This window comes from Oscillospiraceae bacterium, from assembly GCA_015065085.1.
Lineage (GTDB): Bacteria > Bacillota > Clostridia > Oscillospirales > SIG627 > SIG627.
The window spans coordinates 105,998-120,216 of the sequence record SVQW01000001.1 but is presented as its reverse complement, the minus strand read 5'-3'; the positions used below and the strand labels follow the sequence as shown (position 1 = coordinate 120,216).

At 42.6% G+C, this 14,219-nt stretch carries 13 protein-coding genes; 7 read left to right on the top strand and 6 right to left on the bottom strand.

Translation table 11 applies throughout. From position 1 onward, the window contains the following. Position 1: 1 nt before the first annotated feature. From E7588_00580 to E7588_00565, 4 genes are read left to right on the top strand one after another with little or no spacing between them, the layout of a single operon-like run. Positions 2–595, top strand: a complete 594-nt coding sequence (locus E7588_00580; protein MBE6687753.1) for a DUF1854 domain-containing protein — start codon at positions 2–4, stop codon at positions 593–595. Continuing rightward, positions 592–2,853, top strand: a complete 2,262-nt coding sequence (locus E7588_00575; GenBank protein MBE6687752.1) for an ATP-binding cassette domain-containing protein — start codon at positions 592–594, stop codon at positions 2,851–2,853. Before E7588_00580 ends, E7588_00575 begins: the two co-directional genes overlap by 4 nt. Next, positions 2,804–3,508 carry a DUF2344 domain-containing protein gene (locus tag E7588_00570; GenBank protein MBE6687751.1) on the top strand — a complete coding sequence of 235 codons (705 nt, stop codon included), beginning with the start codon at positions 2,804–2,806 and terminating at the stop codon, positions 3,506–3,508. The genes E7588_00575 and E7588_00570 overlap by 50 nt, the downstream gene beginning before the upstream one ends. A gap of 10 nt (positions 3,509–3,518) precedes the next feature. Next, positions 3,519–5,123, top strand: coding sequence for a hypothetical protein (locus tag E7588_00565; protein MBE6687750.1), 1,605 nt, complete (start codon positions 3,519–3,521; stop codon positions 5,121–5,123). A gap of 50 nt (positions 5,124–5,173) precedes the next feature. Here E7588_00565 and E7588_00560 read toward each other — a convergent pair whose 3' ends face one another. From E7588_00560 to E7588_00540, 5 genes are all read right to left on the bottom strand, one after another. Beyond that, the gene (locus E7588_00560; GenBank protein MBE6687749.1) at positions 5,174–6,385 is read right to left on the bottom strand and encodes a hypothetical protein; all 1,212 of its coding nucleotides are present in this window, start codon (positions 6,383–6,385) and stop codon (positions 5,174–5,176) included. Between the two features lie 195 nt (positions 6,386–6,580). Next, complete coding sequence (locus E7588_00555; GenBank protein MBE6687748.1) at positions 6,581–7,801, bottom strand: hypothetical protein; 1,221 nt, start codon at positions 7,799–7,801, stop codon at positions 6,581–6,583. Between the two features lie 203 nt (positions 7,802–8,004). Continuing rightward, positions 8,005–8,601 carry a hypothetical protein gene (locus E7588_00550; protein MBE6687747.1) on the bottom strand — a complete coding sequence of 199 codons (597 nt, stop codon included), beginning with the start codon at positions 8,599–8,601 and terminating at the stop codon, positions 8,005–8,007. 36 nt (positions 8,602–8,637) lie between these two features. Next, complete coding sequence (gene sigE / locus E7588_00545; protein MBE6687746.1) at positions 8,638–9,348, bottom strand: RNA polymerase sporulation sigma factor SigE; 711 nt, start codon at positions 9,346–9,348, stop codon at positions 8,638–8,640. 13 nt (positions 9,349–9,361) lie between these two features. After that, complete coding sequence (locus E7588_00540) at positions 9,362–10,150, bottom strand: hypothetical protein (protein MBE6687745.1); 789 nt, start codon at positions 10,148–10,150, stop codon at positions 9,362–9,364. A gap of 225 nt (positions 10,151–10,375) precedes the next feature. On the opposite strand from E7588_00540, the gene rpe reads away from it, so the two are divergent. Further along, positions 10,376–11,023, top strand: coding sequence for a ribulose-phosphate 3-epimerase (gene rpe, locus E7588_00535; protein MBE6687744.1), 648 nt, complete (start codon positions 10,376–10,378; stop codon positions 11,021–11,023). A 31-nt stretch (positions 11,024–11,054) separates the two neighbouring features. Here rpe and E7588_00530 read toward each other — a convergent pair whose 3' ends face one another. Next, on the bottom strand, positions 11,055–11,702 hold the full coding sequence (locus tag E7588_00530; protein MBE6687743.1) for a hypothetical protein: 648 nt from the start codon (positions 11,700–11,702) through the stop codon (positions 11,055–11,057). Between the two features lie 201 nt (positions 11,703–11,903). On the opposite strand from E7588_00530, the gene E7588_00525 reads away from it, so the two are divergent. Both E7588_00525 and E7588_00520 read left to right on the top strand, forming a co-directional pair. Further along, positions 11,904–12,701, top strand: a complete 798-nt coding sequence (locus E7588_00525) for a sugar phosphate isomerase/epimerase (GenBank protein MBE6687742.1) — start codon at positions 11,904–11,906, stop codon at positions 12,699–12,701. Positions 12,702–12,726: 25 nt separating this feature from the next. Then, entirely contained in the window at positions 12,727–14,151 is a 1,425-nt protein-coding gene (locus E7588_00520) for a sulfatase (GenBank protein ID MBE6687741.1), read from the top strand. The last annotated feature ends 68 nt before the right edge of the window (positions 14,152–14,219 follow it).

Sequence of the window (14,219 nt, the reverse complement as noted above, 5' to 3'; positions counted from 1 at the left end):
AATGGAACATACACTTGATAACGCAATAGAACTTGTCAGACTCACACCAGAAAACAGCAATTTTTCCGTTACGGAAAACGGATTTCTCATGATTGACACTCAGATAACTTCAAAGGCAACAAAGGAACCCCGTCGCCATCACGGTGCACCACATGGTGATGACACAAAGAATCCCTCCGAAGAAAAAGGGCCGCTTACAGGAAAGCGCAGAGCATTTCTGCACAGAGCGTTCCCGTTCGATAAGCCCTATGAATATATTTCTGTTTCAGATGACAACGGGGAAATAGGAATAATATTCAACACCCGTGATTTTGCTGAAACTGCGTCATTACTGGATAATGAACTGGATTCAAAATATTTTGCTCCAAAAATTGAAAAGGTTCTTTCCTTAAAGGAACGCTTCGGTTATTCCTACTGGAAGGTAAAGTGCGACAGAGGAAATTACGATTTCACGGTGAAAGACACCTTCAAAAGCATAATACACGTTTCGCAGGACAGGGTGTTTATTCTGGACGTTGATTCTAATCGTTTCGAAATAGAGAGTCTTGAAGCCCTGGACAAAAAATCTTTCAGAAAAATAGAGTTATACTTATGAAGCTGCTCAAAAAGCTATACAGAAAAATTTTCAAAAAGAAAAAAGCTCCCCCCACTCCTTTACAGAAATGGGTAAAGGATACCTACGGCGACAAAAGACCGGAGGGCTTTCCTTTCAATCTCACATCCGACAACAAGGTCGTAAGCGGAGGGCTTTTCTTTGCTGACGGAAAACTGCTTCGTGTTACCGAAGTTGAAAAAGAAATAGTATGCGAAGAGTTAGACTTTGATTCAATGGAGAATTTCAAATTTCGCACCGAAGTCGGACTTGTACGCATAGAATACGAGAAGAATTCAGAGCTGTTCGAATTGTGCCGTGCCGATATGAAATTCAATCTGGCACTTGCCGCAGCCGTGAAAGCACTCAATGCAAAAAAAGAAGGCAAGGACGGCTTCCGCGTTGATGTAAAAGAGCGCAAGTGCCCAAAGTGCGGACGTATTTACCGTGATGGTTCAAGCAAATGTGCACATTGCTCCATGGGCAAAAGAGAAATTTTGAAACGTCTTTTCAAGATTGCAAGGCCCTATATGCTCCCCATTCTTCTGTCTGTCGTTTTATTCTTCATGACAACAGCCATACAGCTTATCACACCACAAATTCAAAAAGCTATGGTGGACGATTACATAAACGCCGACAACACGCAAAAAGTACTCGGCAATGTCACATGGGGACTTATTATCCTCGTACTGGGTCTTGCAGTGGCAAATCTCGCCACCCGTATTTTAGGAATTTTCAGAAACAATCTGCTTGCCAAGGTTGGTAATAAAATCGTTGTAACCCTATGCAATATGACCTTTGAAAAGGTTCAAGCCATGTCGGTGGCGGATATTTCCAAGCGTACCGCGGGCGACCTGATGAACCGAATTTCAAATGATACATCGCGTATAAGCCAGTTTATAACCCGTGAATTACCAAATATTATCGAGCAAGTGTTGACATTTACAGCAGTTGTCATTGTTCTTTTATTCTACAATCCCCTTCTGACATTGCTTATACTGATACCTGCACCCTTTGTGGCAATTCTTTTCAGACTCATACACAGCTACACACACAAATTGTATCACAAGCAGTGGTTTGTGGATTCGGAAGCCAACACGGTTCTTCACGATATTTTCAAAGGAATACGCGTAGTAAAAGTGTTCGGAACGGAAAAACGCGAAACCGAAAAGTATGATAAGGCCGCAAAAGACGTTGCGGAAATATCCGAAAAAAACGAAATAATATGGAACATACTTACGCCCATATCAAACTTTGCTTTTGGTATCGGTTCATACATAATCACCTATTTCGTGGGTGTTCTTATACTTAAAGGGGAAATGTCTTTTGGCGACATGACCATGATATCGTCTTATGCCTCATTTATTTACGGTCCGCTGCGCTGGGCTTCCCATCTCCCCAGAATGATAGTGCGTACTTTCACTTCTGTGACCAAGGTATTTGAAATAGTGGACGAAGAGCCCGAGGTGACAGACAAAAGTGATGCACTGGATATCGATATCAAGGGCAATATCGACTTTGAAAACGTGGATTTTTCTTACGAAGAAACCAACGAGGTACTAAAGAACATCAATCTATCGATAAAGCCGGGCGAAATGATAGGCATTGTAGGACGAAGCGGTGCCGGAAAAAGCACGCTCATAAACCTTGTTATGCGTCTTTACGATGTAAAAAGCGGTGCTATACGCATTGACGGTCATGATATACGAGACCTTTCACAGCATAGTCTGCGTTCACAGATTGGTGCGGTGTTGCAGGAAACATTCCTGTTCTCCGGCACGATTTACGCGAATATCGCCTACTCCAATCCTGCTGCCACACGTGAGGAAATAATACGTGCCGCAAAGCTCGCCAATGCGCATTCCTTCATTATGAAGTTACCCGACGGCTACAACACATATATCGGCGAAAGCGGCTATACGCTTTCAGGCGGCGAGCGTCAAAGACTTGCAATCGCTCGTGCAGTGCTGACAGATCCCAAAATACTTATTCTGGACGAGGCAACCGCTTCTCTTGACACAGAAACGGAAAAGCTGATTCAGGATGCACTGCAAAAGCTCACAAAGAACCGCACTACCCTTGCGATTGCTCATCGTCTGTCAACCCTCAGAAACGCCACAAGACTTATTGTGATTGACAACAACACCATTGCCGAAAGCGGAACTCATGACGAACTGATTGAAAAGCGCGGCATTTACTACGGTCTTATAAATGCTCAGCGTCAGATGCACAAAATTTCAAAGGATGATGAAGATGAATAACATAAAAAAAGATATAAGAATACGTTTTAAGAAAACAGGCCCCATGAGATTTATATCTCATCTTGATCTCAACCGCACAATGGCGAGGGCTTTCCGACGTGCAGGCTTGCCAATAGCGTACAGTGAGGGCTTCAATCCCCGTCCCAAGCTGGTATTCGGTCTCAACCTCAGTATCGGTGCCGAAAGCGAATGTGAAGTTCTTGACACACAGATTACCGAAGAAATGGAATACGAGGACATAATGAAAGCACTGAACGACACTCTTCCCGCCGGTCTTGAAGTGTATTACGTAAAGCGTCCCGTTATGCCTCTTAAGACCATAGGCACCTGCGATTATGAAATTACCATTCCCTGCCCTTCGGACATAAGTGAACGGGCGAATGAGGTCTTTACACCCCCTGTGATGATACTCAAACAAACCAAATCCAGCGAGGCTGTTACGGATATTTCGGAAAACATAAAACACATTAACGCAAGCTACGCCGACGGAATACTTACGATTAACGCACGTCTCACCTCGGGAAACAATGATTACCTCAATCCTGAATATGTAGTAAAGGTCATTGCAGAGAAAGTGGATATCAACGTTTTATCCGCCGATTACCGCATAATGCGAAAAGAAATATACAATACCGACAATTCTGTTTTCAGATGAGGATACAAAGATGATAATACGGCACACACATGAAGATATTGCCTACACCGTTCTTAGCGCTCTGGAATCCATGAAGCAAACCGGCGACAAGATGCTGGAATTTGAAAAGGGACGATATAATTTTTATCCGGATTACGCCGCGGAACGTGTAAGCTGTATACTTAACCACGACAATGACGGATACAAGAAAATCGGTATACCGATAATTGATTTTGATGGCATTACTATTGAAGGTAATGGTGCCGAGCTGATATTTCACGGCGTAATGGTTCCGATTGAAATAACAAATTCACGCGATGTTACCGTCAAAAATCTCTCGGTGGACTATCCTGTGGCGCAATACGCTCACGCGACTGTTCTGGAATCGGGAGAAAAACTTCTCAAAATAAAAATTTGGGACAACTCCCCTTTCAAAGTGGTAAATCATTCCTTGAAATTCACTATGCCCGGTGCAAAGGATGCAGAAGCGGAATTTTTTCTTGACATAGATTCCGAAACTGATTTTATAACAGAAGGCACATCACGCACATTGATAAAAGATATGGACGCATTCGCAGATGAAAATAACACGTCGGTTGTAACTCTGTCGGGAAAAAGGCTTGACTGCGTGCCCAAACCGGGTAACACCTTGTGCATACATTTCGGAGAACGCTATGCATGCGGTGTTTTTATGGATTATTCTAAAAACGTAACTCTCGAAAACGTGACACTTCATCATGCACTCGGCATGGGCGTTTTGTGCCAAAAGTCCGAAAATATAACTCTCGAAGCATTAAAAATAACACCCTCCGACGGCCGTTACGTTTCGTCCTACGCAGATGCTACACACTTTGTTAATTGCCGCGGTAATATCACGCTTAACAACTGCTTTTTTGAAAAGCATTTCGACGATTGTCTGAACTGTCACGGAATATATATGCAGATTGACAAGTTTATTGACAAAAGAACTGTTCTGGCACGCTTTGTACATCATCAGCAGTTAGGCGTTGATATATTTGAAGCCGGCGAAAGTGTCGAATTTATCAATCACAATACTCTGATGGACGTTCAAAAAAATATTGTCAAATCCGTAAAACAAATAAGCAGAAGTCTTTGCGTTATAGAATTTGAAAACGAAACAGACAAAAATATAAATCTCAAGGATTGCATCGAAAGTCTGGATGCGGCACCCAATCTTACGGTTACAAACTGTACTATGCAAAAAGCATTCCCCCGTGGCTTGCTTATAACAACCCGCGGAAAGGTTCGTGTGGAAAACAACCGCTTCAACACCTTCGGCAGTTGCATTCACATTTCAGGAGACACCAATCACTGGTTTGAATCGGGCTGTGTGAGAGATGTTACCATACGAAACAACATTTTTGACAGATGCGGTATAATAGGAAAACGAAGTGTAAACCACAATGTCATAAACATTTTCCCTCAAATCCCCTGCCCTAACGAAAAAGACGGATATTACCACAAAAACATTATCGTCACAAACAATACATTCATAACCGCACATCCTCACGTGCTGAAAGCCGTTTCAACAGAAAATCTGGTTTTCAAGGACAACGAATTTGACATTGCCGATACGGTTTACATGTTGGATGTTGTCAAAGGCGACGTGGAATAACAAAAAGCAAAAACTCGAAAGAGTTTTTGCTTTTTTATGCTTATATTTGATTATTCAACCGTTACAAACAAACCTTCACCAAAAGGTATGTCAAATTCATAATAGCCGTCAACCGGTGCAACAGTGTAAGACATAGTGTCTGCGTACACGGTAACCTTTTTACCGTCAAGCTTAAGCTTTACATGTGCTGTTACACAGTCATCAACAGCCTCCATGTTAACAAGGGTAAATGCATACTTATCCTGTTTTTCAAAGCAACCCACCAACAAACGCTGACCGGATACAATTTCCTCTATCGGCTTGAAGTTCTTCACCTGGTCGGTGAACTGCATATATGCATGTTCATCGTCGCCATTGAGACAAAACGCACCAATATTATCATACTGCAGATAAACATCCTCGATAGCCTTGATAAAGCGGTGCATACGCTGAGAAGGATAATAAAGATCTGACTTGGTGCCCTGTTTGGTGATAAGGCCGGGAGTATGACCCGTAGGGGTAGCAAGGCAGAAGTGGAAAATCGCTTTTGCTCCGAAAGAAAGCATTGTAAAGAACTGCCATCTTAACTCAGCCTCATCAGGCGTATTATCGCAAGCGTACCACATCATGTTCTGTACCATTATCCACAGCTCGCGGTCATATTTGCGGCAACACTTAGCAATTACATTTATGTTTTCCAGATATCCGGGATACATGATACGTTTGTTGTTTTCGTCCACACGACAGGGATATACATCAACGCAGATATATGGTGTATCAAATATCTGACAATATGTGTCAAGATGCTTTTCGTAAAGCTTCGGGTCATTGTCATAATACTCGATAGCCGCCGCGCCTGCGCCGTATTTAAGCTGAGCTGCATTGGCATACATCGGAAGGAGATTTATATATGCTTTTCTTCCGGGAAGAGCGGCGTTGCATTTATCGTAAAGACGGCGTATCTTGGGCATTTCGTCCGTGCCGGGTTCGTCTTTTATCATATGACCCACGAAGCTCGGATGATGAGCATAGCCTTTTGTTATTCCGGCAATATCGGCATCCTCGTTATCATAAATGCGTGAATCCTGAAGAACACATTCAACGCCGTATTTATCGCAATATGTAAGAAGTTCGTCAATTTGTTTTTCATCACCGTGCTCAGAGGACATAATAAAATCAGCGCCCACATCGGCTATCATTTTTATATAGTCGTCGGATATAAGATTCGGGTCGGTAGACCACCAACCACCTATGCGTATTCTTTTTTCTTTGAGAGTTAACATAAAGCACATCCTTTACATTTTTTGTAGCCACATTGTAGCATATTAATTATAAAAAGTAAATACATCCAAAACAATTTGAATGAAAATACGGCAAAAATAAGGAAAACGTTTCCTCAAATGCTCAAAAAGATGTGAATTGCATCTGCAATTCACAAAACGAGCCGAACGCCGAGGCTCGGCTCGTTATAATTCAAACTATTCTACTGTTACAAACGCGCCCTCTCCGCAAGGCAAATCAAATTCATAGTATCCATCAACAGGAGCAATGGTATATGACATAGTATCCGCGTAAACGGTCACCTTCTTGCCCTCTATTTTAAGCTTTGCGCGAGCTGTCTTACGTTCGCTTATCTGTGTCATATTTACTATCGTGAAGGCATAACCTTTGTTGTCCTGCTTTTCAAAGCATCCCACAAGAAGCTGATCGTCGGAAACAACTTCTTTGATAGGGGCAAAATTCTTATACTGCGCACTGAACTTAAGGTACTCATACTCGTCTGTGCAGTTAACGTTAAACGCACCGACAGGATTGTACTGATAGTATACATCCTCGATAGCATGCAGAAAACGATGGCAACGCTGAGCGGGATAATAAAGATCGGACTTGGTTCCCTCGGAGGTAAGAAGACCGGGAGTGTGTCCGGGAGGAGTTGCCAGACAATAGTGGAATATAGCCTTTGCACCAAATGCAAGAACTGTGTAGAACTGCCATCTGAGGTCGATTTCGTCCGGCGGTGTAGCATTTGCATACCAAACAAGCGACTGAACCATTATCCACATTTCACGGTTATACTTACGGCAGGTTTCCGCCATGAGACTTACATTCTCAAGATAACCGTTATAAATAGTACGTGTAACGCCATCCGGAGCATTACGGCAGGGATACACATCAACGCAGAGGTAGGGAGTATCAAAAGCTTCGCAGTAATCCTCAAGGTGTTTTTTGTAAAGATCCGGGTCCTTATCATAGTACTTTATTGCCGCGGCACCTGCGCCGTATTTAAGCTGAGCTGCATTGGCATACATCGGAAGGAGATTTATGTAAGCATCCTTACCGGGAGTCTCTGCTCTGAACTTATCGTAAACTCTGCGCAAATGGGGAAATTCATCCGTACCGGGTTCGTCCTTGACCATATTACCCACGTAGCTCTTATAGCCGCTGTATTCCTTGGTGATGGAAGCAACATCCACGTCTTCGCGGTCATAAAGCCTTTGGTCGTAAACTATACACTCAACTCCGTATTTATCGCAATAGGAAAGCAATTCTTTGATTTTTGCGGTATCGCTCAATTGAGATGTCATTATAAAATCACATCCATTTTCAGCGATAGCTTTCACATACTCATCGGAAATAAGCTTTGGGTCGGTAGACCACCAACCGCCGATACGTATTCTTTTGTCTTTCAAGGGGAACATATTGGTGCACCTCTTTTTCTTTTTCCGCTTTTGCGGTTATTCTCGTGTTGCAAAACACTGCTTACTACCGCATTATAACACACAAAACAAAAAATGTAAAGACTTTTATATAAAAAAACAAAACGTTTTTCTATATTTAATCATTCATTTATATACGTACTTCGCAAATTGATTGTCAACGGAAAAAACTATAAAATTCCGTATTAATTACGGAGCGGAAAAAGCAAAATGCTGACGGCTCCCCTGTCGTGAGGCGCCAGTATGCCGCTGTTATATGTCAGATATATGCCATCCCGTGAAATAACCGCGTTATTTTTCCTTAAATACCTCAGTGCACGCTTATGACAATCAGAGTAATATGCTTTGTCATAAACCATAGTGGAAAGCGCAACTCGGAGATTACCCGTAAGCTCCCGTCTTTTTCTTTTTTCCAACGGAAAAATAAGTGAGGATACCGTGCGGTCGAAATTAAGCGGTATTCTCTTTACGACACTTCGTCCACTGCCCTGCCATACAAAAGCATCCAGATAAAAGCAAAAAAGCTTTTCGTTGTCGAGTGTAACCCTGAACGTGGCAACCAATGAAAACGGCTGTGCAGACTGTAAATTCCCATAAAACTTTTTTGCCCGCTTAACCAGTTTTTTACGCGCAAATTTTTCAAGACCGGATACAATATTTACAATGTATTTATCTATCTTTTCGTCTCCCGAGAGCGGGTATTTTATATTTACATGTACAAGAGGATTCTGTCCGTCGGGCAACAGCAATAACTTATTACCGCTGTTTTTTTGTATATTCATTTCCATCGCTTCTCCCCTTTTGGTACTAATATGTATTTATTGGCTCAGTACCTTTTTCAATGTGTTTATTATTTTCTTTTCAATTCGGGATATATAGCTTTGCGAAATTCCTAAAAGATCAGCTACTTCCTTTTGGGTTTTTTCCTTTTCTCCGCACAGTCCAAAACGCATATATACAATACGTTTGTCTCTTTCACACAGTGTTTCAACCGCTTTCATTATTATGCCGTGCTCCTCCTTGCGCTCAATATCTCTGTAAACCATATCTTCCTCGCTGCTCAGAATATCTCCCAAAAGCAATTCGTTGCCGTCCCAGTCTACATTAAGCGGTTCGTCTATTGATATTTCGTTTTTCTGCGGATTTATTTTTCTCAGATACATAAGTATTTCGTTTTCAACGCAACGTGAGGCATAGGTTGCAAGCTTTATATTTTTATCATTCCGAAAAGTATTTATAGCTTTTACCAGCCCTATTGTACCTATGGAAACAAGGTCCTCGATGCCAATACCCGTATTTTCGAATTTTTTAGCTATATACACCACCAGACGCAAATTATGTTCAATCAGTATGTTACGGCTTTTGATGTCGTCTCCCTGCACTTTTATTTTTTCCAGCAATTCAGATTCACGCTCGGCTTCAAGCGGCGGCGGAAGAGTCTGAGCACCGTTTATGTAATACACTCCGTGCATCGGACGTAAAAACATCCTGTACAGTTTCAATCTTAATTTATCGATTATATCATTCATTTCTTTTCCCCCATTATATCAGTTTGACAGGAACAATACAGTCATATTCCTCGAAATTATTTGCAGAAACCGCGGCTACGGCACAAACCTCCCTTTTACCGACAGTGACGCTGCAAGGTTTAAAGCACATGAGAATATCATTTCCCGCTGCGGTCGATACCTCTGTTTCAAAGCATTCTTTATCTGCAAATGAAAAACCGGCGGTCGGTGAAATTACAATGACGGGTAAACCGCTTCGAGGGTCGATCAACAGATTTCCGCTGTCCGCAAGACCTTTCAGCCGTACTCCGTCGATTTCCACACTTACAGATTTTTTGTGTACATCCGTCATGGTTTTTTCAAAAACAAGCAGCCATATACCGTATATAACGGGGGTAAGGAGCAAAGCTATAATCATTTTTCCGCCTGCAAGACCATACAGCCATCCCGCAACACCTCCGATAAAAACACAGCTTACAAAAAACACAATAATTGTCTTGAAAAGCTGTACAGCACTCGGTAATCCGTATACCGCAATACATCCCGCACACAGAGCAGCCATATGAAAAAAAACTGCCGTCACAGCATTAACACGTAAGAATATGCTTATAAAACCATACATACTGAGTATCACAACACCAATAATCAGCCTGACAGGTCTGATTTTCAGTGAAAGCATTTTACCGCAAGTAAAAAACGCAAGCCAGTTGCAAAAAACATTGATTAATATGTAAACATCGGCATACAATATCATATACAAACCTTCAACGTATAAAATATATAATTTCCAGCAACAGTATAGCCCAAATGCCATAAAAAACATGTCGTTTAAGGTCGGCAAAAATAACAAAAAATGGCAAAGCACTGTCAAACTCTTGACAATGCTTTGCGTTTGGTATATAATATAGCGGTTTGGCGGGAATAATTTTTTGTATTCCTTTGTTTTTTCGTTCCGATTCCCGTCCAAAGCCGCGGGCTTTAGTATATTTTATGGCAACGTAAAATTAATGCTACTGAGCTCAAATTCTAAAAAAGGCAGGTTTTTTGTATGATTAAACTTTCTCCGTCAATTCTGGCGTGCGATTTTTCAAAACTTGGCGAAGAAATAAAAAAAGTTGAAGACGCAGGCTCTCAGTACATCCATCTTGACGTTATGGACGGATTGCTTGTACCCAATATTTCTTTCGGTGTTCCGGTTATCCAGTCCTTACGTCCTATTTCCAAAATGGTTTTTGATACCCATCTTATGATAACCGACCCCGTTCGCTATATTGAAACATTTGCAAAAATAGGTTCCGACATCATAACCTTCCATTACGAAAGCTGTGAAAATCACATGGAGGTTATTGACAAAATACATGCATGCGGTAAAAAAGCGGCTATATCAATTAAACCCAAGACCCCCGCTTTTGTTCTCGAATCCCTTATAAAGCATGTTGAAATGGTACTTGTCATGACTGTCGAGCCGGGATTCGGCGGTCAGGGCTTCATTCCGGAAACAATAGAAAGCATCAAGGCTGTTAAACAAATGGCGCAGGTTCACAATCCGGAGCTTGATATAGAAGTTGACGGCGGTATTACACTGGACAACTTAGGTCTTGTAACCGAGTGCGGTGCAAATGTTATTGTTGCGGGTTCTTCCGTTTTCAAAGCGAAGGATGTTGAAGCCACCGTAAAACAGTTTCTTCAGTATTGAACAACGATAAAAACACAGAGAGCAGTGAAATTCACTGCTCTCTGTACTTTTTTATAAGCGCTTTTATCTGTATGTCGCTGAGTCCGTAATCGGCACTCATATTAATTATATCAACAAGCAATTCTTCATCGCTTTTATAGGGATTTTCCTTTATATAACGCGCAAATCTTCCATCGGGAGCAAGGTAATCAAGGTACATTTCAACAGCATTGTCCAGTATTGCATCACCGAAATATATACGTCGTTTCATTTGCAGAACGTTTCGGTAAATCTCGCGCCATGTGCCAAGATATACGGGCTGAGGCTGTTGTTTTATTTCAAAGCTTTCGTCATCTGTCACCGCCGAATAAACCTTGGCTTTACACCCTGCGTTTTCCATCAGCGCAAGCACGGTTATCATGTTCATCCGGCAAAAGCAGTCAGCTCCAAACCACAAAACAACCTTTTCGTACTGTGACGTATTCCTTATAAAATCCCCGAAAAGTGCCATTTTCTCTTCGTATTCCGACACGGTAACATTGTTTTCAGCCGCACGTATTCTGATAAAGTCATCATCATATATCGGTTCGGGAGCCACACCCGACATCATTGCTTCGTTAAATGGTATTCCGTGTTGATTGTATGTCTTTTCAAAATATTTATTGAACCATTCGCCATTGGTTATATTGATTGTTTTCATACAAGCTCCTTGTGCAATTTGCACCATTATAACACAGTGTAATATTTTTTGCAATAACCTTAATTGCAAAAATTTTTTCGGCTTTTGTTTTTTTTCGTTTTTTATATTACAAATTTTGAAAAAAGGGTTGATATAATTTATTTTTTGTTATATAATTGAGTTGACAAAAATTTTCAGGCATTATGCCGGAAAGGAAAGAATATGATTAAACTCGGCGTAAATTCCGTACTGTTTAAGACAGTTGCTTTCTCCGATGCTTGCCGCTACATAAAAAGAGCCGGCTATGACGGCGTCGAAATTTGTGCCATTGAAGGCATGAATCCACATCTTGATCTCAACAACTGGAAGGAGCAGGCTCAGTATATCAAGGACTGTGTCAAGAGAAACGGTCTTGAAATCCTTTCCTCAGAAGTTGCTTCCCGCGACATTAACAGAATAATTAAAGCCTGCCAGGCTGCAAATGAAATAGGTATTCCGATTCTTAACATCGGTCCCGGCGGTATAATGGATGACGAGCAGTCTGTTCTGGAATCCATCGAAGTTACAAACGTACTTGCTCAAAAGGCAAAGGAATACGGCGTAACACTGTGCTGCAAAGCTCACGTTAACTCTGCTATTTACAACACTCCCACCACTCTGCGTATGATGGAGGGTGTCACCTGCGACGCCTTTGGTGTTGATATGGACCCCAGCCACATCCACCGCGCCGGTGAAAACCCTGCCGAAGCTCTTCCTCAGGTTATTTCCAGAGTTAAGCACGTACACATTCGTGACTGCGTAGGCCCCGGACCTTCTCCCGGAGAACCTATGAACCAGGCTTGCGGCAGAGGCGAAATTGACCTTAAAGGTTATTTCAAGGCTATGGTGGATGTTAACTACGACGGCCCTGTATGTCTCGAAGTAATAGGTCCCGAGCAGGATCCCATTAATGCCATGGCAATAGCAGCTGAAAGCTACGGATACATGAATTCACTTCTCAAAGCACTGGGCGCAAGATAAGCCCTGATAAAAAGGAGATAACAACATGAATAAAAAACCAAATGTTCTGTTCTTCGGTATCGACAGTATGCGTGCAAACCATATGAGTCTTTACGGCTATGACAGACTTACTACCCCCCACATGGATAAATATCTGAAAGACGGCATCGTTTTCGATAACTGTTACAGCCCTTCTATTCCCACTTCCCCCGGATATGCTTCAATGCTCACCGGTAAGGATCTTTTCTCAACAGGTATCGTTGCTCTGCGTCACAAAGGTGACTATGCAGACGGATGTGTGACTCTTGCAGAGATTCTCAAAGAAAACGGATATAACACTACTTGTATCGGTTTTACCGGTCACGTTGCCGCACGCGGTTTTGACAAGTATCTTGCATTCCCCGGCTGGGGTCCTGACCAGGACGACGGCAGAGCTCACAAAGCCGAAGCCTGCAACAGGGTTGCCATACCCGAGCTTGAAAGACTTGCAAGCGAAGATAAGCCCTGGTTCCTGTTCCTGCGTCACATGGATCCTCACAGTCCTTATCTTCCTCCCATGCCTTTTGACAGAGTATTCTACACCAAAGACGAAAAGGACCCTGAGGTCAAAACACTCGTTCCGGTGTACGAATTCAAGCCCTTCAGAGATTACTTCCTGACCTGGTTCCCCGAAGGATGTACCGATGCCGAGTACATAGTTGCCCAGTACGACGGCGCAGTTGCTTACATGGACGCTTGCATCCAGCAGATTCTCGACCGTCTTGACAGCCTTGGACTGGAAGAAGATACTCTGGTGGTATTCACCTCCGACCACGGTGAAACCCTGTACGATCACGACTGCTATTTTGACCATCACGGTCTTTACGATTGCACTCTCACCGTACCTCTTGCGTTCCGTTACAAAGGAAAGCTGGCTAACGGCGAAAGACTGAATGCAAAGAGATTTGTGGATTTCGTTCAGCCTAAGGATATCGTGCCCACAATTCTTGATATTCTCGACATCAATACTGATGTTTCCTTTGACGGTCGCAACCTTATGAACCTCTACCGCGGTGAGGAATTCGTTCAGGAAAGCGAAATGTACATCACCGAAGCTACCTGGATGAGAAAGCACGGCTGGCGTACCCCTGAGTGGAAGCTTATCCGTGCACTTGAGCCCGATTTCCACTTCAAGCCCGCAGTAGAGCTTTACAACCTCATTTCCGACCCCGAGGAATACGACAACGTTGCGGACAAGTACCCCGAAGTTGTTGAATGTCTCACCAAGCGCATGGAAAACCACATTGCAAAGCGCGAAAAGGAAACAGGCAACATAGACCCGATTTACACAAATGTTACCTGGCACGGTGTTGACGGTCTGGACAGAGGCTTCATCAGCAGTGAAGAAGCTTACAACTCCATGCACATCGGTGATCCCGAAGCAGCTAAAAAGCTTACCGAAACCCTTAACAATATGGGTGTAAAAGACTGATAAAATTTCATGAACATCGTTGAAGCGGATCGCCGCTTCAACGGTGCTCATTGCAGCGAGAGGTTAGT